The sequence below is a fragment of the Rhodococcus sp. MurmanLake-1 genome, assembly GCF_056945715.1.
Window position 1 is genome coordinate 610,592 of the sequence record NZ_JBWZNF010000002.1, and the last position, 20,578, is coordinate 631,169.

The 20,578-nt window shown below is 63.0% G+C and carries 19 protein-coding genes; 14 read left to right on the forward strand and 5 right to left on the reverse strand.

Translation table 11 applies throughout. The features are described 5' to 3' along the window. The first annotated feature begins 28 nt into the window (after positions 1-28). The 7 genes from AC2ETI_RS09280 to AC2ETI_RS09310 all read left to right on the forward strand — a co-directional run bounded on the left by AC2ETI_RS09280 (position 29) and on the right by AC2ETI_RS09310 (position 7,390). Positions 29-820, forward strand: a complete 792-nt coding sequence (locus AC2ETI_RS09280) for a LytR/AlgR family response regulator transcription factor (protein ID WP_483633812.1) — start codon at positions 29-31, stop codon at positions 818-820. Beyond that, entirely contained in the window at positions 817-1,188 is a 372-nt protein-coding gene (locus AC2ETI_RS09285; RefSeq protein WP_003939880.1) for a membrane protein, read from the forward strand. The genes AC2ETI_RS09280 and AC2ETI_RS09285 overlap by 4 nt, the downstream gene beginning before the upstream one ends. A gap of 10 nt (positions 1,189-1,198) precedes the next feature. After that, positions 1,199-2,950: a sodium/solute symporter gene (locus AC2ETI_RS09290; RefSeq protein WP_019744836.1), complete on the forward strand. Its 1,752-nt coding sequence runs from the start codon at positions 1,199-1,201 to the stop codon at positions 2,948-2,950. Positions 2,951-3,112: 162 nt separating this feature from the next. Continuing rightward, positions 3,113-3,475, forward strand: coding sequence for a DUF485 domain-containing protein (locus tag AC2ETI_RS09295; RefSeq protein ID WP_003939976.1), 363 nt, complete (start codon positions 3,113-3,115; stop codon positions 3,473-3,475). Beyond that, entirely contained in the window at positions 3,472-5,109 is a 1,638-nt protein-coding gene (locus tag AC2ETI_RS09300; RefSeq protein WP_003939876.1) for a solute symporter family protein, read from the forward strand. Before AC2ETI_RS09295 ends, AC2ETI_RS09300 begins: the two co-directional genes overlap by 4 nt. A gap of 73 nt (positions 5,110-5,182) precedes the next feature. Further along, the gene (locus AC2ETI_RS09305) at positions 5,183-5,614 is read left to right on the forward strand and encodes a type II toxin-antitoxin system Rv0910 family toxin (RefSeq protein ID WP_003939735.1); all 432 of its coding nucleotides are present in this window, start codon (positions 5,183-5,185) and stop codon (positions 5,612-5,614) included. Between the two features lie 120 nt (positions 5,615-5,734). After that, positions 5,735-7,390 (forward strand): substrate-binding domain-containing protein, encoded by a 1,656-nt coding sequence (locus AC2ETI_RS09310; RefSeq protein WP_483633813.1) that lies wholly within the window; start codon positions 5,735-5,737, stop codon positions 7,388-7,390. Position 7,391: 1 nt separating this feature from the next. Here AC2ETI_RS09310 and AC2ETI_RS09315 read toward each other — a convergent pair whose 3' ends face one another. After that, positions 7,392-8,297 (reverse strand): ABC transporter substrate-binding protein, encoded by a 906-nt coding sequence (locus AC2ETI_RS09315; RefSeq protein ID WP_483633814.1) that lies wholly within the window; start codon positions 8,295-8,297, stop codon positions 7,392-7,394. A gap of 65 nt (positions 8,298-8,362) precedes the next feature. After that, a complete protein-coding gene (locus tag AC2ETI_RS09320) occupies positions 8,363-8,635 on the reverse strand; it encodes a WhiB family transcriptional regulator (protein WP_019744832.1) in 273 nt (90 codons plus the stop codon). A 115-nt stretch (positions 8,636-8,750) separates the two neighbouring features. Here AC2ETI_RS09320 and AC2ETI_RS09325 point away from each other — a divergent pair, with 115 nt between their 5' ends. Then, entirely contained in the window at positions 8,751-11,033 is a 2,283-nt protein-coding gene (locus AC2ETI_RS09325; RefSeq protein ID WP_483633815.1) for an ATP-dependent DNA ligase, read from the forward strand. Here the strand turns inward: AC2ETI_RS09325 and AC2ETI_RS09330 are convergent. After that, entirely contained in the window at positions 10,933-12,474 is a 1,542-nt protein-coding gene (locus AC2ETI_RS09330; protein WP_483633816.1) for an MFS transporter, read from the reverse strand. The two genes, AC2ETI_RS09325 and AC2ETI_RS09330, sit on opposite strands and share 101 nt — an antisense overlap. Before the next feature lie 77 nt (positions 12,475-12,551). On the opposite strand from AC2ETI_RS09330, the gene AC2ETI_RS09335 reads away from it, so the two are divergent. After that, the gene (locus AC2ETI_RS09335; protein WP_279163634.1) at positions 12,552-13,199 is read left to right on the forward strand and encodes a TetR/AcrR family transcriptional regulator; all 648 of its coding nucleotides are present in this window, start codon (positions 12,552-12,554) and stop codon (positions 13,197-13,199) included. 4 nt (positions 13,200-13,203) lie between these two features. Here the strand turns inward: AC2ETI_RS09335 and AC2ETI_RS09340 are convergent, their stop codons facing one another. Next, positions 13,204-13,926: a MerR family transcriptional regulator gene (locus AC2ETI_RS09340; protein ID WP_483633817.1), complete on the reverse strand. Its 723-nt coding sequence runs from the start codon at positions 13,924-13,926 to the stop codon at positions 13,204-13,206. A 107-nt stretch (positions 13,927-14,033) separates the two neighbouring features. Here AC2ETI_RS09340 and AC2ETI_RS09345 point away from each other — a divergent pair, with 107 nt between their 5' ends. Next, positions 14,034-15,257, forward strand: coding sequence for an erythromycin esterase family protein (locus AC2ETI_RS09345; protein ID WP_133727922.1), 1,224 nt, complete (start codon positions 14,034-14,036; stop codon positions 15,255-15,257). Between the two features lie 5 nt (positions 15,258-15,262). On the opposite strand, the gene AC2ETI_RS09350 is transcribed toward AC2ETI_RS09345, so the two are convergent. Further along, entirely contained in the window at positions 15,263-16,387 is a 1,125-nt protein-coding gene (locus AC2ETI_RS09350; protein ID WP_483633818.1) for a serine hydrolase domain-containing protein, read from the reverse strand. Positions 16,388-16,637: 250 nt separating this feature from the next. On the opposite strand from AC2ETI_RS09350, the gene AC2ETI_RS09355 reads away from it, so the two are divergent. From AC2ETI_RS09355 to AC2ETI_RS09370, 4 genes are all read left to right on the forward strand, one after another. Beyond that, positions 16,638-17,171: an NlpC/P60 family protein gene (locus AC2ETI_RS09355; RefSeq protein WP_029255974.1), complete on the forward strand. Its 534-nt coding sequence runs from the start codon at positions 16,638-16,640 to the stop codon at positions 17,169-17,171. A gap of 65 nt (positions 17,172-17,236) precedes the next feature. After that, on the forward strand, positions 17,237-17,923 hold the full coding sequence (locus AC2ETI_RS09360; RefSeq protein ID WP_020908708.1) for a response regulator transcription factor: 687 nt from the start codon (positions 17,237-17,239) through the stop codon (positions 17,921-17,923). Next, positions 17,920-18,915, forward strand: a complete 996-nt coding sequence (locus tag AC2ETI_RS09365; RefSeq protein ID WP_047890295.1) for a HAMP domain-containing sensor histidine kinase — start codon at positions 17,920-17,922, stop codon at positions 18,913-18,915. Before AC2ETI_RS09360 ends, AC2ETI_RS09365 begins: the two co-directional genes overlap by 4 nt. A gap of 108 nt (positions 18,916-19,023) precedes the next feature. Continuing rightward, positions 19,024-20,526, forward strand: a complete 1,503-nt coding sequence (locus AC2ETI_RS09370) for a DUF4153 domain-containing protein (protein WP_483633819.1) — start codon at positions 19,024-19,026, stop codon at positions 20,524-20,526. The last annotated feature ends 52 nt before the right edge of the window (positions 20,527-20,578 follow it).

Here is a 20,578-nt window from a genome sequence, read left to right on the forward strand (position 1 = left end):
GAAACCGTCGTGGGAACATGGACCTGTTGTGAACGAGACTGACACTGATGCCCAGCTGACCGTCCTTGCCGTCGACGACGAGAAACCAGCCCTCGACGAGCTGGCCTTCTTGCTGCGCGCCGAGGACTCGGTGGCGCACGTTCACACGGCATTGGATGCGACGACTGCGTTGCGGATACTGCGCAGTGGAAGCATCGACGCGGTATTTCTCGACATCAACATGCCCGGACTCGACGGTCTCGAACTGGCCGGCATCCTCTCCAATTTCGCGACGCCACCACCCGTGGTGTTCGTGACAGCGCACGACGATCGAGCGGTTGATGCATTCGACCTCGGTGCCGTCGATTACCTACTCAAACCGCTCCGCGAGGAGCGTCTCGCTCAGGCCGTTCAACGGATCGTGGGGTTGGCCGGGCGTACCAAGAGCGAGAACAAGCCCGAAGCTGCGTCCACCGACGAGGTGATCCCGGTGGAACTGGGCGGCGTCACGACGCTCGTTCAACGTTCCTCGGTGGAGTGGGTGGAAGCCGACGGGGACTACGCGCGTTTGCACACCGCCGGGAAGTCGCACCTGGTGCGCATCCCGATCTCGACGCTCGAATCACGCTGGGCCGACGCGGGCTTCTTGCGCGTGCACCGCTCCTACCTGGTGTCTCTGGCGCTGGTCACCGGCATCCGCACAGTAGGCAGCGGATTGGTGGTCTGTCTGCGCCCGCACGGAGACAAGCCTCCCGTCGAACTTCCGGTCAGCCGCAGACACACCCGTGAACTCAAGGATCGACTGGTTCGTGCGCCCAAGCAGAGCTGGTTGTCACGGTGACGTCGCAGTCCGATCCTCCGCAGCGTGAGCGCGTTGTGTTGGCGCAACGTAGTGGCGCACGGATCGTCCGTACGCGGGTGGAGGTGCAGGAACAGACCGAAGTCGGTGACGCCATGATCCGCGGTCTCGTTCGCGCGCAGTTGGGACTGGCGATTCGCCTTGCCGTCGTCGCAGCCGGGCTCCTGTGTGCGGTACCGCTTCTGACGCATCTCTTCCCGACACTGTCGGAGGTCGCAGTCCTGGGCATCCGGTTGCCGTGGCTCGTGATGGGCGGCGCCGTGTATCCCTTGCTGTTGACCACAGGCTGGGTGTTCGTGCGTCGTGCGGAGCGAAACGAGCAGGACTTCAACGACATCGTGGACGACTGAGCGCGGCGCTGTGGGAGGACAACCTATCCCGGTGCTGACGGTGCTCGGCATCGTTGCGGCGGCCGTGGCAACCGTGGCTATCGGAATCTACGGCGTTCGGCTCGCTCGTACCACCTCGGACTTTCTCGTCGCGTCCAGAACCGTCAGCGCGCGGTGGAATGCGACGGCCATCTCCGGTGAGTACCTCTCCGCTGCTTCGTTTCTCGGCGTGGCCGGGCTGGTCGCGAAATACGGCGCCGACGCCCTCTGGTATCCCATCGGATTCACCGCCGGATACCTCGCCCTGCTGCTGTTCGTCGCAGCACCGCTTCGGCGTTCCGGTGCATATACCGTCCCCGATTTCGCCGAATTCCGTCTCGGCTCACCGCGATTGCGCAAGCTCGCAATGCTCGTCGTCGCGATGGTGTGCATCCTGTATCTGATTCCACAGTTCCAAGGCGCGGGACTGACGCTCAACATTCTGCTCGGGGTTCCCAGCTGGATCGGCGGCGTTGCGGTCGGGGTCATCGTCATCGCCAACGTCGTCGGCGGCGGGATGCGCTCGATCACCTTCGTTCAGGCCTTCCAGTACTGGCTGAAACTGACTGCCGTCGCGATTCCCGCTGTGGCACTGACCTTCTACTTCTTCGGCGATCATCACGACGTCGGCGCGTCGATGCCGCCGACGGTCACCACTGCGACGACCGTCGACATCACCACCGACGTCGTCGTCCAGGTATCGGAGCCGGTGACGGTCAGCGGCGGCACAGTCGACGGGCGAGTGGTCGAAGGAACCGTGACACTGGGCCCGGGGGAGCACACCCTCGGTGAAGGCATGTCCATGGTTCTCGACGCGGGAGCCGCGGTTCCCGTCGTCGCCGGAGCGCCCGCGCAGAACTCGGATTGGATCACCCCGGGTTGGGGTTTCGGCGGGCCGCACCCGATGTATCAGGTGTACTCGCTGATGCTCGCGACCTTCCTCGGAACGCTCGGCCTGCCTCACGTTCTCGTCCGGTTCTACACCAACCCCGACGGCCGGGCCGCTCGTCTGACCTCGCTTGCAGTTGTCGGTCTGGTCAGCGTGTTCTACCTGTTTCCGACCCTCCTCGGCGTCTTCGCTCGCCTGTACGTTCCGCAACTTCTGATCACGGGCACCTCCGACGCCGCGGTGTTGCTGCTGCCGGGTTCGGTGTTCTCGGGGTGGGGCGGACAACTGCTGGCAGCCCTCGTCGCGTCAGGTGCCATTGCCGCCTTCTTGTCGACGTCGTCCGGATTGCTCGTCAGCATCGCGGGCGTCGTCAGTACCGATGTTCTCCGCGGACGAGTTCGAGACTTCCGTATTGCAGCGCTCCTGGCCGGGCTCGTTCCGCTCGTGCTGTCGCTGGCGGTGGTGTCGGTCGACCTCTCGAGAACCGTCGGGTTGGTGTTCGCGGTCGCCGCGTCGACGCTCTGCCCACTGCTCGTGTTGGGTATCTGGTGGCGCGGTCTGACTGCCGTCGGCGCGGGGGCGGGGATGGTTGTCGGTGGATGTGTTGCGGGCACTGCCGCCACTGTCGCCGTCCTGGGTGGTTTGTCGGAGGACGTCCTCGGTGGCTGGCCGGCAGCCATTTTCGCGTTCCCGGCCGCGGTGAGCGTGCCGCTGGCGTTCCTCACGATGATCGTCGTGAGCAAGGTGTCGTCGAAGCAGATACCGGCAGATATTGCGCGAATCTTCACGCGGATGCACGCCCCGGAACGGCTCGGAATGGGCTCCGATCGCGAAGACGATCTCCGCCAACCCTGACTTTCACCGCCCGAACCCTCTGCCGTTGGTCGCGCCTGCCTGACCGTTCGGCGCAGCGCGCGACTGCTCACCGTGTGACTGGCGCCACAGCGTCTTCATGTGACTCCGATCTCACTAACGTCTGTGCGTAGTTCACTTCACACGCGAGGCGAGGAGCCGGCAGTGTCCACAGCAGAAATCAGTGAGGGGTCGCCGCAAGAGCGACGCACCCCGGATGCCCAGGCATTCATAGACATGCAAGCGAGTCCCGAATTCCAGGAACTCCGAACGCGTCTGCGCAAGTTCGTTTTCCCCATCACTGCATTCTTCCTGCTCTGGTATGCGGTGTACGTCGTCCTGGCTACCTATGCCCACGACTTCATGGCCACCAAGGTCCTCGGCAACATCAATCTCGGCATCATCCTCGGTCTCGGGCAATTCGTCACGACCTTCGCCATCACCGCGTGGTACGTGAAGTTCGCCGGTCGTGAGCTCGATCCCCGCTCCGCTGCCATCCGTGAAGAACTGGAAGGTCCCGCACAGTGATCACCACACTCGCCGCGTCCGGAACGGACGTAGGAAACCCCGCCTTCAATATCGCGATCTTCCTCGCGTTTGTCGTCGTGACCATGACGCTGGTCATCCGCGCCAGCCGGACCACCAAGAAGGCATCCGACTTCTACACCGGCGGTGGACAGTTCACCGGCCCGCAGAACGGGTTCGCCATCGCCGGCGACTACCTCTCGGCGGCATCGTTCCTCGGTATCGCAGGTGCGATCGCCGTGTACGGCTACGACGGCTTCCTGTACTCCATCGGATTCCTTGTCGCCTGGTTGGTTGCGTTGCTTCTGGTCGCCGAATTGCTCAGGAACACCGGCAGATTCACGATGGCCGACGTCCTGAGCTTCAGGCTCAAGCAGCGTCCGGTGCGCATGGCGGCAGCCCTGTCCACCCTGGCCGTTTCCCTCTTCTACCTTCTTGCCCAGATGGCCGGCGCCGGTGGACTTGTCGCCCTGCTGCTCAACATCGACGGCAAGGTGGGACAGTCGATCGTCGTCGCGATCGTGGGTGTGCTGATGATCGTGTACGTCTTGGTCGGCGGCATGAAGGGCACCACCTACGTACAGATGGTCAAGGCAGTTCTGCTGGTTGCCGGAGCCGGAATCATGTTCGTACTCGTTCTGTGGGCAGTGCGCGGCAACTTCTCTCAGTTGCTCGCCAATGCGCAGGACATGGTCAACAGTTCCACCACCAAGGGTGTGCAGGGACGAGACATCCTCGGACCCGGTGCCAAGTACGGTCTTTCCGGAATGACGAAGCTCGACTTCATCTCTCTCGGAATCGCTTTGGTGCTCGGCACTGCGGGCCTGCCGCACGTGCTGATGCGCTTCTACACGGTGCCCACTGCCAAGGAAGCTCGCCGCTCGGTGACCTGGGCGATCGCGCTGATCGGTGCCTTCTACCTGTTCACACTGGTTCTCGGTTACGGCGCGGCCAGCATGGTCGGACCGGACAAGATATTGGCAGCACCCGGTAAAGAGAACGCGGCCGCTCCGTTGCTCGCCTTCGAGCTCGGTGGCACCATCTTCCTCGGCATCATCTCCGCGGTGGCGTTCGCGACCATCCTCGCCGTCGTTGCCGGTCTCGCGATCACTGCTTCGGCGTCGTTCGCTCACGACATCTACGCCAGTGTCATCAAGCGCGGCAACGCAACCGAGGAGCAGCAGGTTCGAGTTTCTCGAATCACCGTCGTGGTCATCGGACTCGTCTCCATCGTTCTCGGCATCATGGCGATGGGGCAGAACATCGCCTTCCTGGTGGCCCTCGCCTTCGCAGTGGCGGCCTCGGCGAACCTGCCCACCCTGCTGTACTCGCTGTTCTGGAAGAAGTTCAACACCACCGGTGCGCTCTTCAGCATCTACGGCGGTTTGGTCAGCTGCTTGACGCTGATCGTGTTCTCCCCGGCAGTGTCGGGCAAGCCGTCGTCGATGTTCCCGAACTCCGACTTCGCCTGGTTCCCGCTCTCGAACCCCGGCATCGTCTCGATCCCGCTGGCATTCGTCCTCGGCATCGTCGGTACGTACATCGGACGCAACAAGATCGAAGATCCGGCAAAGCAGGCGGAGATGGAAGTTCGCTCCCTCACCGGCGTCGGCGTCGAAAAGGCTGTCAGCCACTAAGAGGGGCAAAGCCCCGTGCGTCTTTCTGGTACCTCTGGTTACGGAAAAGGCGCACGGGGCTTATTGTTCTGCCATGGCAAAGCTCACAGTGAAAATCGACGTTCCGCTTCCTCCTCAAGAAGTGTGGGACAAGGCCTCCGATCTCAGCGGCTACGAAAACTGGCTCGTGGTTCACGACGGATGGCGCAGTGAACTTCCCGAGCAATTGGGTGTCGGCACCGAGATCAGCTCGGTCGTGACGGTGAAAGGCCTGCGCAACCGTGTTCGGTGGACCATCAAGAAGTACGACGTCCCGAAGGCGATCTCACTCAAGGGAGACGGCAAGGGCGGGGTCAAGCTCGGTCTCGAACTCGACGTGAAGGCAAAGGGCGACGGGTCGGAACTCGCGCTGACAGTCGAGTTGGGCGGCGCGCCGTTGTTCGGCCCGATCGGTTCGAGTGTGGCGCGGGCGCTCAAAGGCGATGTGGAGAAGTCACTGGCCCAGTTTGTCCAGATCTACACCTAGTTTGTGGAGATTTCCACATAGAGCTACTTCACCGCTAACATGAGTTAGGATTCTTTTCGGCGGGATAAACCGGGCATCAGTTGGTTATTGATGCGGGTCCCGCCGGAAAGGATTCGATCAATGTCGTCTCGTCATGGGTACGGCGCACCACCTGCGTCCATGCCTCGATCCGTGCAGGTTCTGATCGGACTCTTGGCGGTAGTTGCAGTCGGTGGAACGGCAGCATTCGCCGTGACGTTCAAAAGCGTCAGCGACAAGGGAGAACTCGGTGCGGGCGCCGCTGCAGCTGCGACGGCAACCAACTGTGACAACCCGGAAACCGTGACCGTGGCGGCCGATCCGTCGATCGCCTCGGGACTCGAAGCTGTCGCCGCTGCCATCCCCGCCGCGGATCTCGGATGCAGCTCGCTCAGCGTGACGCCGCAAGATCCCGTGCTCACCGTCGCGGCGATCGCCGACGGTACGGCGCCCGCACTGTGGATCCCTGATTCGAGCGAATGGCTGGACAAGGTTTCGGCGAGCGGGCAGGAGATTCGCCGGATCAGTAACTCGGTCGCCTCCACCCCGGTTGTCGCCGTCTCTGCGCCGGGTACCGAGGCACCCGGCGCATGGACGGATGTCCTCGGCGCTCCATCGCTGCACATCGGCGATCCCCTGACCAGTGCCGTCTCCAGCGCGCCGATCGTGGCGGCCTTTGCCGAGACCCAGTCGCGGGGCGGGGACCTCACATCCATCTCGGCAGCCCTGGTCCCGGTGGCACAAGCGCAGTACGGAAATCTGAAGGAAACCGGTTCGACCGGGCGCATCCAAACCGTGGACGCGTCCGGTGGAACCGCGGTGACTACCGAGCAGACCTTCGAGGCTTATCTCGCCGCACATGCGGACAGTCGACTCACCGCGTCGGTACCGTCGTCCGGTTCGGTCTTCATGGACTACCCGTTGGCAAGTGTGGGTGCAGACTCGTCGGCGGCGGACGACGCCGGCAAACTGCTGGCGGCAGCGCTGGCATCGGACACCGGGCGTTCCGTACTTGCCGGCCTCGGGTTCCGCGGCGCGGATCAGGCCCCACCGGTCGCGGGTGGAGTGGGAAAGGTTGGCTCGCTGGTGCCGTCCGATCCGTCTTTGGTCACCAAAGCGCTTGCGCGGTACGAGATTCTGTCCAGGCCTTCCCGCGCGCTGGCAGTTGTCGACGTCTCGGGGTCCATGGACTACATGCAGGACGGGGTCACTCGAATGGCCGCGACGGCGCAGGCCGGTGACATCGCGATCCGAATGTTTCCTGCCAACGCACAATTGGGTCTCTGGGCGTTCTCCGTAGACCTCGGTGACGGGACGGACTACCGCGAACTCGAACCTGTCGCCCGTATGGATGCAACTGAAGGTGGCACGGATCATCGGAGCAAACTGCTGTCTCGGATCGACAACCTCTCTTCGATCGTCGGCGGCGGAACAGGTTTGTACGACAGCGTTCTCGCCGCGTATCGGTCCATGCAACAGTCCTACGATCCGGCCTCGATCAATTCGGTGATTCTGCTTACCGACGGTGCCAACGACGATCCGTCGGGTATCGCCCTGCAGGAACTTCTCGACACCCTGACTCGCGAGCAGGACCCGACGCGGCCGGTACCGATCATCACCATCGGTGTCACCGATGATGCCGATACCGATGTGCTCGAGCAGATTTCGACTCTCACCGGCGGTAACAGTCACTTCGCTCCGACACCGGCAGACATCCCGAAGGTCTTCGTCGGCGCGATCAGTGGGCGCGCCGGCTGAACTACTCGAGAACGGGTGCGTCGGCGCTGTCGGTAATCCATTCGGTTGCGAGCTTCTCGAGGGTTCCGTCGGCGTAGAGCGCATCGACTGCCGCGGAGACGCACTCGGTCAGCGGACTGTTCTTCTCGAGCACCAAACCGAAGAATTCGGTGACTGCGTTGGGCCGCGGAAACTGACCCACGATGACCGACCCGGGCAGTTCGTTCTCGGTGATGTGGAATCCGGTCGGGATGTCGACGACCAATGCGTCGATCTCGCCCGCGGCCAGCGCAGCTTTCGCGTCGTCCGTGGTCGCGAACTCGCGTGGCGCAGTGGTCGGAACAATCGTGTCGGTGATCGCCGCGAGGCTGGTTGAACCGGTCTGAGCGCCCAAACGGTAGCCGGCCAGATCCGCAAGATTCTTTGCACCGGCGGCCTTGCTTCCGCGTGAGGCGATCACCGACTGCGCCACTGCGTAATACGGCGAGCTGAAGTCGACGTTCGCGCGGCGATCCCCGGAAATCGTGAACTGATTGACGTCGAAGTCGAGATCCTTGGGGCCTGGTTTCAATGCGTCGTTGAAGGCGACAGTGGTGAAGCGAACCTGGTCGGTGTTGTACCCGAGCTTGTCGACGACCGCCCGGGCCACCGCACCCTCGAGGCCTTTGCCGTTCGACGGATCGTTGTCGACGAACCACGGCGCGTACGCCGGTGAGTCAGTGGCGATGGTCAGGACACCGTCTTCGAGGGTGGTCCCGCTCTGGGGTCCGCACTTGTCCACTGCGGTCGTCGAGGGAAGTTTGGTGAACGCCTCGGGAACCGTGGTGGTGGTATCTGCTGCCGCAGGTGCCTCCGGCTGCGACGAACACGAGCCCAACAAGATCGAGGAAGCGAAGATCGCGGTCACGGCAACTGCGCGTCGTGTCATAGGCACTAGGCCATCTTGCCTGTTTGTCCGGTCTGGACGTGACGGGGGTCTCGTGTGAGCGGAGTTCACGCAGCTGAGCGTCGCAGTGCAAGGCGCTCCGACGGTGTCGTCCCACCCCAGACTCCGTGCGGTTCAGCGGTCTCGAGTGCAAAGGTCAGGCAGTCCCGAATGACCGGGCAGCGGAAGCACACCTGCTTCGCGGAACTCTCCCGTGCAGCCCGATTGCGTCCGCGCTCTTCACCCGGCGAATAGAACACCGCCGGGTCCACTGTTTTACAGGTGGCGAACATCCGCCAGTTGTTGTCCACCAACGGCTCCACGGAACTGCGAACTGTCATCGTGGTCTCCTCTCCCATCGAGAATCCAGTCTTGCCCGTGGCCTGGCACAGCGGCAGGTTTCCGATCCATCAGATTTCTACTGCCAGACGCAGCGCTATCCAGCACAATGAGGAGATGGCAACGACGGATCGGGGTCAGATCACTCTCGACGGCACAACCGTGTCCGTGACCAATCTGGGCAAGATCCTCTACCCCGAGAGCGGCACCACGAAGGCCGAAGTCATCGACTACTACACCCGTATCGCCGCAGTCATGCTTCCGCATGTCGTCGGTAGACCTGGTACTCGTAAGCGTTGGCCCAACGGTGTGGACGGTCAGTCCTTCTTCGAGAAGAACCTGGCGTCGTCTGCCCCGCAGTGGCTCACGCGTGCGTCGCTGCAACATTCTGATCGCGTCGTCACTTACCCGATTTTCGATTCCGTTGCATCCCTGGCGTGGCTGGGGCAGCAGGCGGCACTCGAATTACACGTTCCCCAATGGAGATTCGACGGTTCCGAGCGTGGTCCGGCGACACGACTGGTATTCGATCTCGACCCGGGCGAAGGCGTCGGATTGGCCGAGTGCGCCGAGGTGGCGAGGTCGATTCGAGATCTGGTCGCAACTCTGGGGTGGACTGCCTATCCGGTAACCAGTGGTAGCAAGGGAATCCACCTCTACGTACCACTGGATCGAGCCTTGGACGGCAGTGGTGCGTCGACTGTCGCCAAGCAGATCGCCACCGGGCTCGAGAAGCTTCTCCCGGATCTCGTCACCGCGACGATGGCGCGAAATGTCCGGGCAGGCAAGATCTTCGTTGACTGGAGTCAGAACAACGCAGCCAAGACCACCATTGCGCCGTATTCGATGCGCGGTCGCGATCAACCCTATGTTGCCGCGCCGCGCAGTTGGGACGAACTCGACGATCCGAAACTGCGCCACCTGCTGTTCGACGAGGTTCTGGAGCGCGTCGAATCCGACGGTGATCTGCTGGGCGATCTGGATCCGCCGGTCTCGGCGGCTGTAGCCGATACGTTGGCGCACTATCGCAACAAGAGGTCGGCCGACCGGACTCCGGAGCCGATCCCTGCTGCAGTGGACAAGGAGGCAGCGGGCAATACCTTTGTGATTCAAGAACATCACGCCAGACGATTGCATTACGACGTTCGTCTCGAGCGGGATGGTGTGCTTGTGTCCTGGGCAGTCCCGAAGGGTGTGCCGACCAGTGCCGGAGAAAATCGGTTGGCCGTGCACACCGAAGATCATCCGCTCGAATACGCCACGTTCTCGGGCACGATTCCGAAGGGGGAGTACGGCGGCGGTTCGATGACGATCTGGGATTCCGGGACATACGAGACCGAGAAGTGGCGTGAAGACGAGGTGATCGTGCGCTTGAGTGGGGAGCGGGTGCAGGGACGCTTCGCGCTGATCCGGACAAAGGGTGATCAGTGGTTGATGCATCTGATGAAGGATCAGAACGCGAGTTTCGGAACCGAGTTTCCCAAGAATCTCGAGCCGATGCTTGCCACCGCTGGAACGCTCGAAGGTCTCGACCCGCAGGAGTGGGCCTTCGAAGGAAAGTGGGACGGGATTCGAGTGATTCTCGAATATCATTCGGGCACAATGTCGCTTCTCAGTCGCGCGGGTAACGACAAGACCCAGGACTATCCAGCCCTTGCCGGGTTGGCCGAGGTGCTGGACGGTCATGACGTGGTTCTCGACGGTGAGGTGGTGGCGTACAACGACGCGGGAGTTACAGATTTCGGCCTCCTCCAGCGAGGTGGGGAACCGGTGTTCCTGGCCTTCGATCTTCTGTACCTCGACGGAGTGTCTTTGCTGCGGAAGTCCTATTCGGATCGCCGCACCGTGTTGAATGCGTTGGCGGGCAAGGTCGGTGAGCTCGAGGTACCACCGCAGATCGAGGGCACGGCGGAGAACGCCTTGGAGGTGAGTGCCGATGCCGGGTGGGAAGGGATTGTCGCCAAACGTCGTGCATCGGTCTACCTTCCAGGGCGGCGGGGGTCGAGTTGGATCAAGGTGAAGAACTGGCGCACCCAAGAGGTGGTGATCGGTGGGTGGCGCACCGGGCAGGGCAATCGAGCGCAGGGGATCGGGGCGCTGCTCATGGGAATTCCGGGTGAGGACGGATTGACCTACGTGGGGCGCGTCGGTACCGGCTTCAGCGATCGTGATTTGGAGTCACTGCTTGCGGTGCTGGAACCGTTGCGTCAGAAGGAAAGTCCGTTCGAGGAGGAACTTCCAGCAGATGACCGCAAGGGTGCGGTGTGGGTGAGGCCTGAACTCGTCGGTGAGGCGCGGTTCATGGATTGGACGGCGACCGGACGCCTTCGCCACCCGAGTTGGCGGGGTCTGCGGGAGGACAAGAAGCCGGGCGACGTGGTGCGGGAAACAAGGCAATAACGGCCAACGCGCCGAGGAACGCTGCTGCGGCACAGATCTGGATTCCCATGCACATCGCCGAAGTGTAAGCCTGATTCGCTGCTTCGGCCACAATGCTCACCGGGGGAGCGTCGGCGTGGATCTGCGCCAGATCGACTGTGGAAGTGCCGACTCCGGGTTCGAAGCGGGACCGGAAAACCGTTGCTACGACTGTCCCGACGACGGCGACGCCCAGAACTCCACCCAATTCCCGTACGACACTGTTGATCGAACTTGCCATCGCAGCCTGCTGGGGCGCAACCGACGACATCGACGCAGTTGTTGCCGGAGCCATGACCAACCCCATCCCGGCGCCAACCAGTGCCATGATCGCAGCCAGGACCCCGAACGGTGCGTACCTACCCGCGGCGATCGACAAGACCAACAGTCCCACGGACATGACCGCGAGGCCGCCCGCGATCGAACTGCGCACCCCGAGTCGGCCAACCACACGATCGCTGCTGGAGGCGACAGCCGCCATCACCAGTGCAAACGGAACTGCACCGACGCCGGCAACCAATGGACCGTAACCGCGAACGAATTGGAGGTATTGCGTGTACGTGAAGAGAACACCGAACAAGGCGAAGAACGTTGCGGCCAAGATGGCATTGGAGATGCTGAACACTCGGCTGGTGAAGATGCGCACGTCTGTCATCGGCGCCGGGGCCCGCAGCTCCCACCAGACGAACCCGGCGAGAAGTGCTGTTGCGCTGACGATCTCCAGCACCGTGATGGGCGACGACCATCCGCGAAGGCTTGCTTGGGTGAGGGCATCCACGATCAAAGCCAGTCCGCCGGCGGACAACAGGAGTCCGGGGATGTCGAAGGAACCCTTGACCATTCCTCCTGCTGAGGGCACAAGAGAAACCGTCGCGGCTATCACAACGGCGACCAGTGGGACGTTTATCCAGAAGACGCTTCCCCAACCGAAATGTTCGAGAAGTACGCCACCGGCCACGGGGCCGATCGCGATTCCCAGTCCGGCGGTTGCAGACCAGATTCCTATCGCCCGGCCTCTCTCGTGCGGGGCGAACATCGAGACGACAAGTGACAGCGTCGCCGGCATGACCAGTGCGGCGGCTGCCCCCATCACTGTTCTCCAGCCGATCAGCTGCAACGACGTGTGAGAGAGGGCAGCGAAGGCTGACCCGAGAGCGAACAAGGTGAGGCCGGTCAGAAGTATCCGACGGTGACCGAATCTCGCGCCGAGTCCACCTGCCGTGATGAGCAGGGCGGCGAACGCCAGTGTGTATGCGTTGGTGATCCATTGCAGGTCGACGGTGGTCGCCCGCAGTTCGCGGGCAAGGGTCGGGATAGCGGTGTTGAGGATGGTGTTGTCGATCGTGACTACGACGAGGGACGTGCAGAGGGCGCCCAGTGCTGCCCATCGTCGCCGGTCAGTGGGTTCGAGGGAATTCATCATGTCCTTACGAATGTAACCTTACGAATGTTTAGTGATGAGAACGTACCCCCTCGCCTTACATGTGTAAAGTTTGTCGGGTGAGTGATGTTTCCGAAGATGCCGATGAAACTGGGACGAGAGGTTCTCGGAGTACTCGCGCCCGAAATCCGAGAGGAAGCGGCGCACGGCTCCGCGGAGAGATCGTTGCCGCAGCGGCGACGCTCATCGCCCGCACCGGATCGGATCAGGCGGTGACGCTCCGATCGGTCGCTCGCGAAGTCGGGATATCCGCACCATCTATCTACGGACACTTTTCCGATCGCGATGCCATTGTCGAAGCGGTGGTCTCCGAATCGCTGGAGCAGTTGCATCTCGCCGTGGCCGACGCCGTTTCCGCACACCCCGACCCGGTCGAGGGTCTGTATGCCGGGTGCTCGGCATACGTCGAGTTCGGCATTTCCGAGCCCGCTCGGTATCGGGTCTTGTTCGGGTGGTCCAGGCCGAAAGGTCAGTCACCACAATCGGATACGCGAGGACTGGCCGCCTTCAACACGCTGGTGACCAACCTTGACGCGTGCGTCGCCGCTGGGAGGTCGGCCAGCACAGACACTTTTGTCGATGCGGTATCGATCTGGACTTCGCTGCACGGACAGGTGATGTTGCGGGCCGATCTCCCGGAATTCCCGTGGCCGTCGACCGACACTGTCGGTGAGATGGTGAGGAGCCTTGCGCGGCTTGTGAACTGACACCTCAACCGTTTGCTGATCGGCAACCAGGCGAGGTCTGATCCAGCATCGTGAGATAGGCATCGAGCTGAGCCGCGCTGGCCAGAAGGTTGCGACTGCGAGTGGCCAGCCGGTCTTGCCAGGATTCGAGGAACGCTGCCAATGAGTCCGCTCCGCCGGCCTCGCGCAGCGAATCGAGAAACTGGGCGACTTGCGACAGTCGGTAGCCGCCGCGCCGCAGCTGCCGCGCGATCTCGGCGTCGCGCACACACTCCGGACCGTATTCGCGATAACCCGTTGCTCGTTCGCGCTCGGGGTGCAGGATGCCGTGCTCTTCCCACGTGCGCAGTGTCGCCGGGTGAACGCCGAGACGGCGCGCGAGCTCACCCACTGTCAGCGCTGGACCGTGGACCAGCGCCGGTGCCATGGTGGACAGAGTCCCCAGCGTTGCGGCTACCTCGGTGCGAGTTCCTCGCTCGGCGAGCAGTGTCACGTGTGCACTGTCGATCAGGCGGTAGGCGGACTCGGTGTCGCCCTGGTTGGTCGCACGCATGATTTCCGTGGCCCGCTGGTGCCCGTGACCGCCGCGCAATGCGAGGAAAGTGCGCAGGGCCTGCGCGTGCACTGGGGTGTATCGCCGGTAGCCGGAGTTGCTGCGCTCGGCCGGAGGAAGGACGCCGGCGTCGTCGTGATTGCGGATCGCCTGTGCGGACAACCCGTGTTCACGGGCAAGGTCGATGGGCCGCACTGATCACCTCCGATTGAGGCTTTTCACGGTATACCCCAGGTAATTGTTGTAAAAGTTTCACTCGAATCTTCAACGATACTGTCGAAGGCAGTCCACCTTCGAAAGGGATGATCATGTCCACTGCCCCAGCGCTGAGTGAGTTCGGCCGCCAACTCGAAGACGCGGCAAGTCTTGGTCGTGCCGTCGACGAAGTGCTCGCAGCACGAACCGAGGTGCCGGCTCTGCTCGCTCTCGGCGAGCCGACTCATGGGATCAAGGCTTTTCCGTTGCTGCGCAACGAACTTCTCGGCCAACTGGTCGAACGAGGATATCGGTCGATCGTGCTCGAAACAGATGTCTTTGCGGCATTGCTTGTCGACGAGTACGTGAACGGGGGAGAGGTGGACATCGAGAAGGTGCTCGCCACAGGCTTCAGCCACGGATTCGGTGCGGTACCGGGAAACCGCGAACTCGTCGAATGGCTACGCGAGTACAACGACGGCCGCGCTCCGGCTGACCGAGTTCGCTTCTACGGCTTCGACGCTCCGGTGGAGTACTCCGGTGCACCGAGCCCGCGCCGCGCACTGTCTGCGGCAGGTGACTTCCTGCCCGCCGCGTTGCGGCCACAATCTCTCGACGACGCCGACCTTTTACTGGGTCAGGACGCCGACTGGACCAACCCGGCGGCGATGTTCGATCCGGCTGCGTCCGTCGGCAACTCCGATCATGCTCGCGCTCTGCGCATCATTGCGGACGACCTCGGCAGCGTCCTGCGGCGCGCCGCACCAGTGCTGCGACCCGCCGACCCGGCCGGGTACGACCTGGCCCTTGCACATTCACGCACCGCTCTGGGGCTCTTGCGCTATCACTCCGCGATGGCGAGTTCCGCTCCTGATCGCATTGGAACACTGCTCAGTCTGCGTGCCGAGATGATGGCCGAGAACCTGCTGGCGGTCGTCGCCCAGGAGCAGCGACGCGGGCCTAGCCTGCTGTTCGCACACAATGCCCATCTCTTGCGAGTGCCGTCCGACATGCCGGTCAACGGCGACGTGGTCAGTTGGGGGAGCGCCGGCTCACTTGTCGGACTTGTCCTCGGGGAGCGTTACGTATTTTTGGCAACCGACGCCAACCCCGACAGTGATCCGGGCACTCTGCAGGGAGCGTTGGCCGATGCGACCGGTCGGCGTGCCCTGTTCTCGACTCCGGCCCTGCGAGCCGCGCTCGGCCCGTCGATCACCGCGGGAGAAGCGATCCTGCCAGGGCATCTGCCGCTGAAACCTTCGGAGTTGGACGGCGCCGACGCGGTCATCTTCGTCGCGGATACCGACGGGCAGCGTCATCAGTACTGGTAACAGCGTCAGGGGCAGAGCGCGTGCGAGAGTATCGCGACGGTGTCCGGCTGGTCCTTCGGCGTCGACGTCAGCGTCACGGTGAACGCACGATCCGGCGTCGCACCGGACAGCGTGTAGTACCCGTAGATCCCGCCACTGTGGCCGGTATAGGTGACGCCGCAGGGAAGTTCGGTGGCGCCGACGCCCATCCCGTACCCGAGCCCCTCGGCTTCGGTGGCGCCGACCTGAGGGGTGGTCATCTCGGCAAGCTGCTCGGCCGGCACCACCTGCCCGTCGAGTAGCGCACGCCAGAAGGCGTTCAGGTCTGTGCCCGTCGAGACCATCGCTCCGGCAGACCAGGGGATCGACGGTTCCGTGCGGGAAACATCGGTCAGGCCACCATCGAGATCCTGATAGCCCGTCAGGTGATCGCCCCTGATGTCGCGCTCACCGGCCGCCGGGAGGTACGTGTCTTCCAGGTCCAGCGGGTCGAGTATCCGAGACTGAAGTTCGTCGGCGTAGCTGCGGCCGGTCACCGATTCGACGAGCATTCCGAGAACGATGTAGTTGGTGTTGGTGTAGACGAACGACGTTCCGGGGACGAATTGCGCCGGTTTGCCGAGGGCGATGGCGACCGCGGCGGACGGCGTCAGCGTTCGGTCCTCGTTTGCGGCAATCCATTCGTCGGCGCCGGGTTCTCCGGCGAACTCGGGTAGGCCGCTGCGATGTTGCAACAGTTGCCGCACGGTGATTGCGCTACCGTCTGTGCCACTGCCGTCCATGTCACTGCCGTCCATGTCACTGCCGTGCAGTAGGCCCGGGAGGTACTGCTCGATCGGTGCGTCGAGGTCGACCTTGCCTTCGGCGACCAACTGCAGAACGAGCGAAGCGGTGAATGTCTTTGTCACACTTCCGATCCGGACCCGATCATTCTTGCCGATCGAATCGCCGTTGGTCCGATTGGGTACGCCGCTGGTCATGACAGCCGTCGTGGTGCCGTCGTCGAGTGTTGCGATCGACCCGACGACACCCGACCTGGTGAGTCCGTCGAGATCCGATTGAATCTCCACTGAGCGCTGGAGCGTCGAGCAACCGATCAGCGCCGTGGTGGCTCCGATGATGACCGCGGCGACAAGGAGGTATGAGCGCATGATTTCGAATCTAGGGATCCGCCGGCTCCGACGGATCCAGGAAATCCCCGATCATTCCCTGATCTTTGCCAGGCCGGGACGTAAGGCCTGTTTGTCGAAAACCGACAAATGGGATCAATGATTCCTGTCCGAACACCACGTCTACGCCGTTAACATCCGAACGAAGTGTTTGTTTTCACGTGTCTTACCAGTTCACGGCTATCGAGGTGCGCTGCCGCGCGCCGAAACGACTCCCACGAAGGACGGATGCATGAAGAAGTCGACACTCCGCACGGGAACGGTCGCTGCTCTGCTGACCGGAAGCGTCCTGTTGCTCTCCGCTGCCCCCGCCTCGGCCGACCCGGGGAGCCTCGGTAGCGGCGGCAGTAGCGGGAGCTCCGGCAGCCTGGGAAGCGCAGGAAGCATCAGCAGCGGATCAGCCGCCCTCCCCATTCCGAGTCCGGCAGGCCTGATCGCGCTGGCAGCAGCGAGCACTCAGACCGGAAAGCCCTACCAATGGGGCGGAGTCGGGCCGAACTCGTGGGACTGCTCCGGGCTGGTGCAATGGGCGTTTCGGCAGGCAGGAGTGAATCTGCCAAGGACCAGCCAACAGCAGGCCAACGTCGGACAGCCGGTTCCTCGGTGGGCCCTCGCGCCCGGCGATGTCATCACCTTCTACCCCGGTGCGACGCACGTCGGCATCTACGCCGGATTCGGAATGGTGTTCAACGCCTACGGAGTTGGTGTTCCGACCGGACTGACGCCGCTGGCGGATCTGCCGATCAACAACATCCGCAGGTTCTAGAACCTGCACAGAACCTTCACAAGTCCTCCCAGGTTCATCCACGAGGGCCGAATACAGTCAGTTCCATGAGTCAGCGAAGAGTGCTCGTGGTCGACGACGAGGTCAGTATCTGCGAGTCCATCGCAGCGAGGCTGCGTGCCGAGGGCTACGACGTCGAGTTGGCATTCGACGGTCCCAGTGCTGTGACCCGCTGCGAGCAGATGGATGCCGACCTAGTGGTGCTCGACGTGATGATGCCGGGATTCGACGGCCTCGAAGTCTGCCGCCGCATCCAGGCCGTGCGCCCGGTGCCCGTGCTGATGTTGACCGCTCGTGCCGATGAAACCGACATGCTGATCGGTCTCGGCGTCGGGGCCGACGATTATCTGAGCAAGCCGTTCAGCATGCGTGTCCTCGTCGCCCGTGTTCAGGCATTGCTTCGGCGCGCTGATCGTGCGGAGCACGCTGCTCGCCCGGTGGCCGACTTGCTCGAGTTCGGCGACGTCGTGATCGACCTGACCGAACGTCGAGTGCGTCGTGATACGCAGGAAGTCCACCTGACTCGCACCGAATTCGATCTCATCGCCTACCTGGCGGAGCGGCCGCGAGCGGCGATCCCGCGGGAGTCGCTGCTCGAGGAGATCTGGGGCTGGGGTGAGGGAGCGGGTAGTCGGACCGTCGACAGCCACGTCAAGGCTCTACGACGCAAGCTCGGACCTTCCGTGATCCGGACCGTTCACGGCGTCGGGTACGCCTGGGACGTGCCGCGATGAGCGGCGTCGACCGACTCTTTGCACGGTGGCCGCGGCCGCTGGACCCGATGCGATCGTTCAAAGTGAAGGTCGGCCTCCTGGTTGTCGCAGCGCTGTTGTTCGCCGCGGGCGGTTTCTGGCTGACGTCGCAACAACCGTTTCGTTTTGCTCTCCTGACGGCGCTGGTTGTCGCTCTCGGAGTTACACAAGTGCTCGCACACGGAATGACGTCACCGCTTCGCGAGATGACGGCCGCTGCGAAGGCGATGGCGCGCGGCGATTATTCGCGGCGGGTACGAGCGACTTCCCGCGACGAGGTAGGCGAACTCGCCCATGCGTTCAATCGGATGGCCGAGGACCTCGGGGCCGACGACCGGTACCGTCGCGAGTTGATCGGCAACGTCTCCCACGAATTACGGACGCCCATCACCGCTTTGCAAGCAATGCTCGAAAATGTTGTCGACGGTGTCGAAGAACCGGATCCGGCGATGATGAAATCGGCGTTGCGGCAGACGGAACGACTGGGAGCGCTGGTGGCCGACCTTCTCGACCTCTCGAAACTCGAGGGCGGCGCTATGCCGTTGAAGCGCCGCCGTTTCGAGGTCGAGCCGTTCCTACGTGAGCTGTCGAGTGTGAGTGCGGGCGACATCGAGATAGACGTCAAGCCTCCGAAATTGTCCGTGGTAGCCGATCCGGATCGCCTCCATCAGGTGGTGACCAACCTGGTGGACAACGCGGTTCAGCACGGGAACGTCGACACGAAAGTTGTCATCCGAGTACGTACCGGCAGTGCAGGGGAGTTGGTGCTCGATGTCCACGACGACGGCCCCGGCATCGAGCCACACGCCCGTGAGCGAGTGTTCGACCGCTTCATCCGCGGCGGATCGACCGACGGGGGTACCGGGCTCGGCCTCGCGATCGCGAAGTGGGCGGTCGAATTACATGACGGCAGGATCGCCGTCGTCGATGCCCCGTCGGGCTGCTGCATTCGAGTAGTGCTGCCGCAGAGCTGAATCAAAGTTTCCAACGAGATCGAGAGATCTCGCGATGGCGCATGCCTTCATCAGGCATTCGCCCGTAGTTCCGAACCCGAAATTTGAACCCGAAACATGGGAGATCACATGAGCGCTCCAATAGTCATTCCGCCGAAAGCGCCGATACCGGTTGCAAAACCCAAGCGACCCAGCCGGTTCTGGCGTCCCGATCGCACGTCGATGGCCACCCGCTCGATGCTCGTCGGCGCGAGCGGCGTTGGGGCGCTGGCGGCCCTGATGCTCGATCCAGGGTTCGTGAGTATCGCGTACGTGATCGTCGGTGTCGGCGTGGTGATCGTGTTCGGGATTCTGACGCCGCCGCGGATGTCTACGACGCAGTGGGCCGCCGCGATGGGGATGCTCGCACTTCTGGGCGTTGCCGCCGTTCGCGGTGCGGAGTGGTTGGTGTTCCTCTGCGTCGTAGCTGCGTGGGTTCTGTTCACGTGGACTCTGATCGGCGGGCGGACGTGGACCGGAATACTTCTGGGAACGTTCGCTCCCTGGCGGGCACCCCACCGGACGGTCAACTTCGTTCGTCGTCGAAAACTTGCTACCCGCTCTGCTCCGCGGGTGCCGGCGGCGCGAGTTGTAGTCGTGAGCGCAGTGTCGATTCTTCTCCTGCTGATTTTCGGATCTTTGTTCGTGAGTGCGGATCCGGAGTTCGCGAAGATCTTCGGCGGCTTCGCTCCTGCCATCTCGGTGTCGAACCCGGGGGCACGGATCTTTGCCGGCGTCGTGATGGCGTTCGGCACACTGGTTGCGGTGTACCTGCGTCGCAGAACGCCGACGGTGGACGCGTTTGCACCTGCGCCGGCGACGCCGTTGCCGATGTGGGAGTGGGCGGTCCCGCTCGGAGTGCTCAACGTGCTGTTCCTCGGTTTTGTTGCAGTACAGACGAAGACGCTGTTCGGGGGAGACGAGCACGTACAGGTGACCGACGGACTGACCTACGCGGACTACGCGCGTGAGGGCTTCTGGCAGCTCATGGCGGTTACCGTGCTGACGCTGCTCGTCATCGCCGTCGCAGTGCGGTACATCGACCGCCGCGACGCTGGATCGAGGCGTCTTGCCCGCGGACTGTTGGGTGCACTGTGTGTCTTCAGTCTGGTGATTGTGGCATCCGCTGTGCACCGGATGTGGTTGTACGAGAATCAGTACGGTTTCACGGTGCTCCGGGTCAGCGTCTTCGCGACAGAGCTGCTTCTGGGCTTCGTGTTCGTGTTGTTGCTCGTCGCAGGTATTCGGATGTCCGGGAAGTGGCTGCCCACAGCTGTTCTCGCCACTTCGGCCGTCGCGCTGCTTGCCTTCGCGGTGTTCAACCCCGATGCGTACATCGCGCAAAAGAACGTGGAGCGGTTCGAGGGCGGCAAGAGCATCGACGTTTCCTACTTGCACGGGCTCTCTGTCGACGCGGTGCCTGCCTTGGATCGTCTACCGGAACCGCAGCGTTCATGTGCCTTGAGCAGATATCGATTCGGAGTGCCGGGTACCACTGCGCCCTGGGAGTTCAACGCGGCGCGTGAGAAGGCGCGCGACATCCTGGAAGCTCGCGCGGTGGGGCCGTGCCTGAAGATGTACACGGTCGGATAGACGCAGGGCGATTGTGCAGCCGCACGGCAGATATCGCGCGCGGCTGCACAAT

What these genes read in the sequence shown, in the direction of transcription:
- AC2ETI_RS09305 (WP_003939735.1), top strand. Translation starts at nt 5,183, where the DNA reads ATGGCAAAGCTCACAGTGAAAATCGACGTTCCGCTTCCTCCTCAAGAA.
- AC2ETI_RS09310 (WP_483633813.1), top strand. Translation starts at nt 5,735, where the DNA reads ATGTCGTCTCGTCATGGGTACGGCGCACCACCTGCGTCCATGCCTCGA.
- AC2ETI_RS09315 (WP_483633814.1), bottom strand. Translation starts at nt 8,297, where the DNA reads ATGACACGACGCGCAGTTGCCGTGACCGCGATCTTCGCTTCCTCGATC.
- AC2ETI_RS09320 (WP_019744832.1), bottom strand. Translation starts at nt 8,635, where the DNA reads ATGACAGTTCGCAGTTCCGTGGAGCCGTTGGTGGACAACAACTGGCGG.
- AC2ETI_RS09325 (WP_483633815.1), top strand. Translation starts at nt 8,751, where the DNA reads ATGGCAACGACGGATCGGGGTCAGATCACTCTCGACGGCACAACCGTG.
- AC2ETI_RS09330 (WP_483633816.1), bottom strand. Translation starts at nt 12,474, where the DNA reads ATGATGAATTCCCTCGAACCCACTGACCGGCGACGATGGGCAGCACTG.
- AC2ETI_RS09345 (WP_133727922.1), top strand. Translation starts at nt 14,034, where the DNA reads ATGATCATGTCCACTGCCCCAGCGCTGAGTGAGTTCGGCCGCCAACTC.
- AC2ETI_RS09350 (WP_483633818.1), bottom strand. Translation starts at nt 16,387, where the DNA reads ATGCGCTCATACCTCCTTGTCGCCGCGGTCATCATCGGAGCCACCACG.
- AC2ETI_RS09355 (WP_029255974.1), top strand. Translation starts at nt 16,638, where the DNA reads ATGAAGAAGTCGACACTCCGCACGGGAACGGTCGCTGCTCTGCTGACC.
- AC2ETI_RS09360 (WP_020908708.1), top strand. Translation starts at nt 17,237, where the DNA reads ATGAGTCAGCGAAGAGTGCTCGTGGTCGACGACGAGGTCAGTATCTGC.
- AC2ETI_RS09365 (WP_047890295.1), top strand. Translation starts at nt 17,920, where the DNA reads ATGAGCGGCGTCGACCGACTCTTTGCACGGTGGCCGCGGCCGCTGGAC.
- AC2ETI_RS09370 (WP_483633819.1), top strand. Translation starts at nt 19,024, where the DNA reads ATGAGCGCTCCAATAGTCATTCCGCCGAAAGCGCCGATACCGGTTGCA.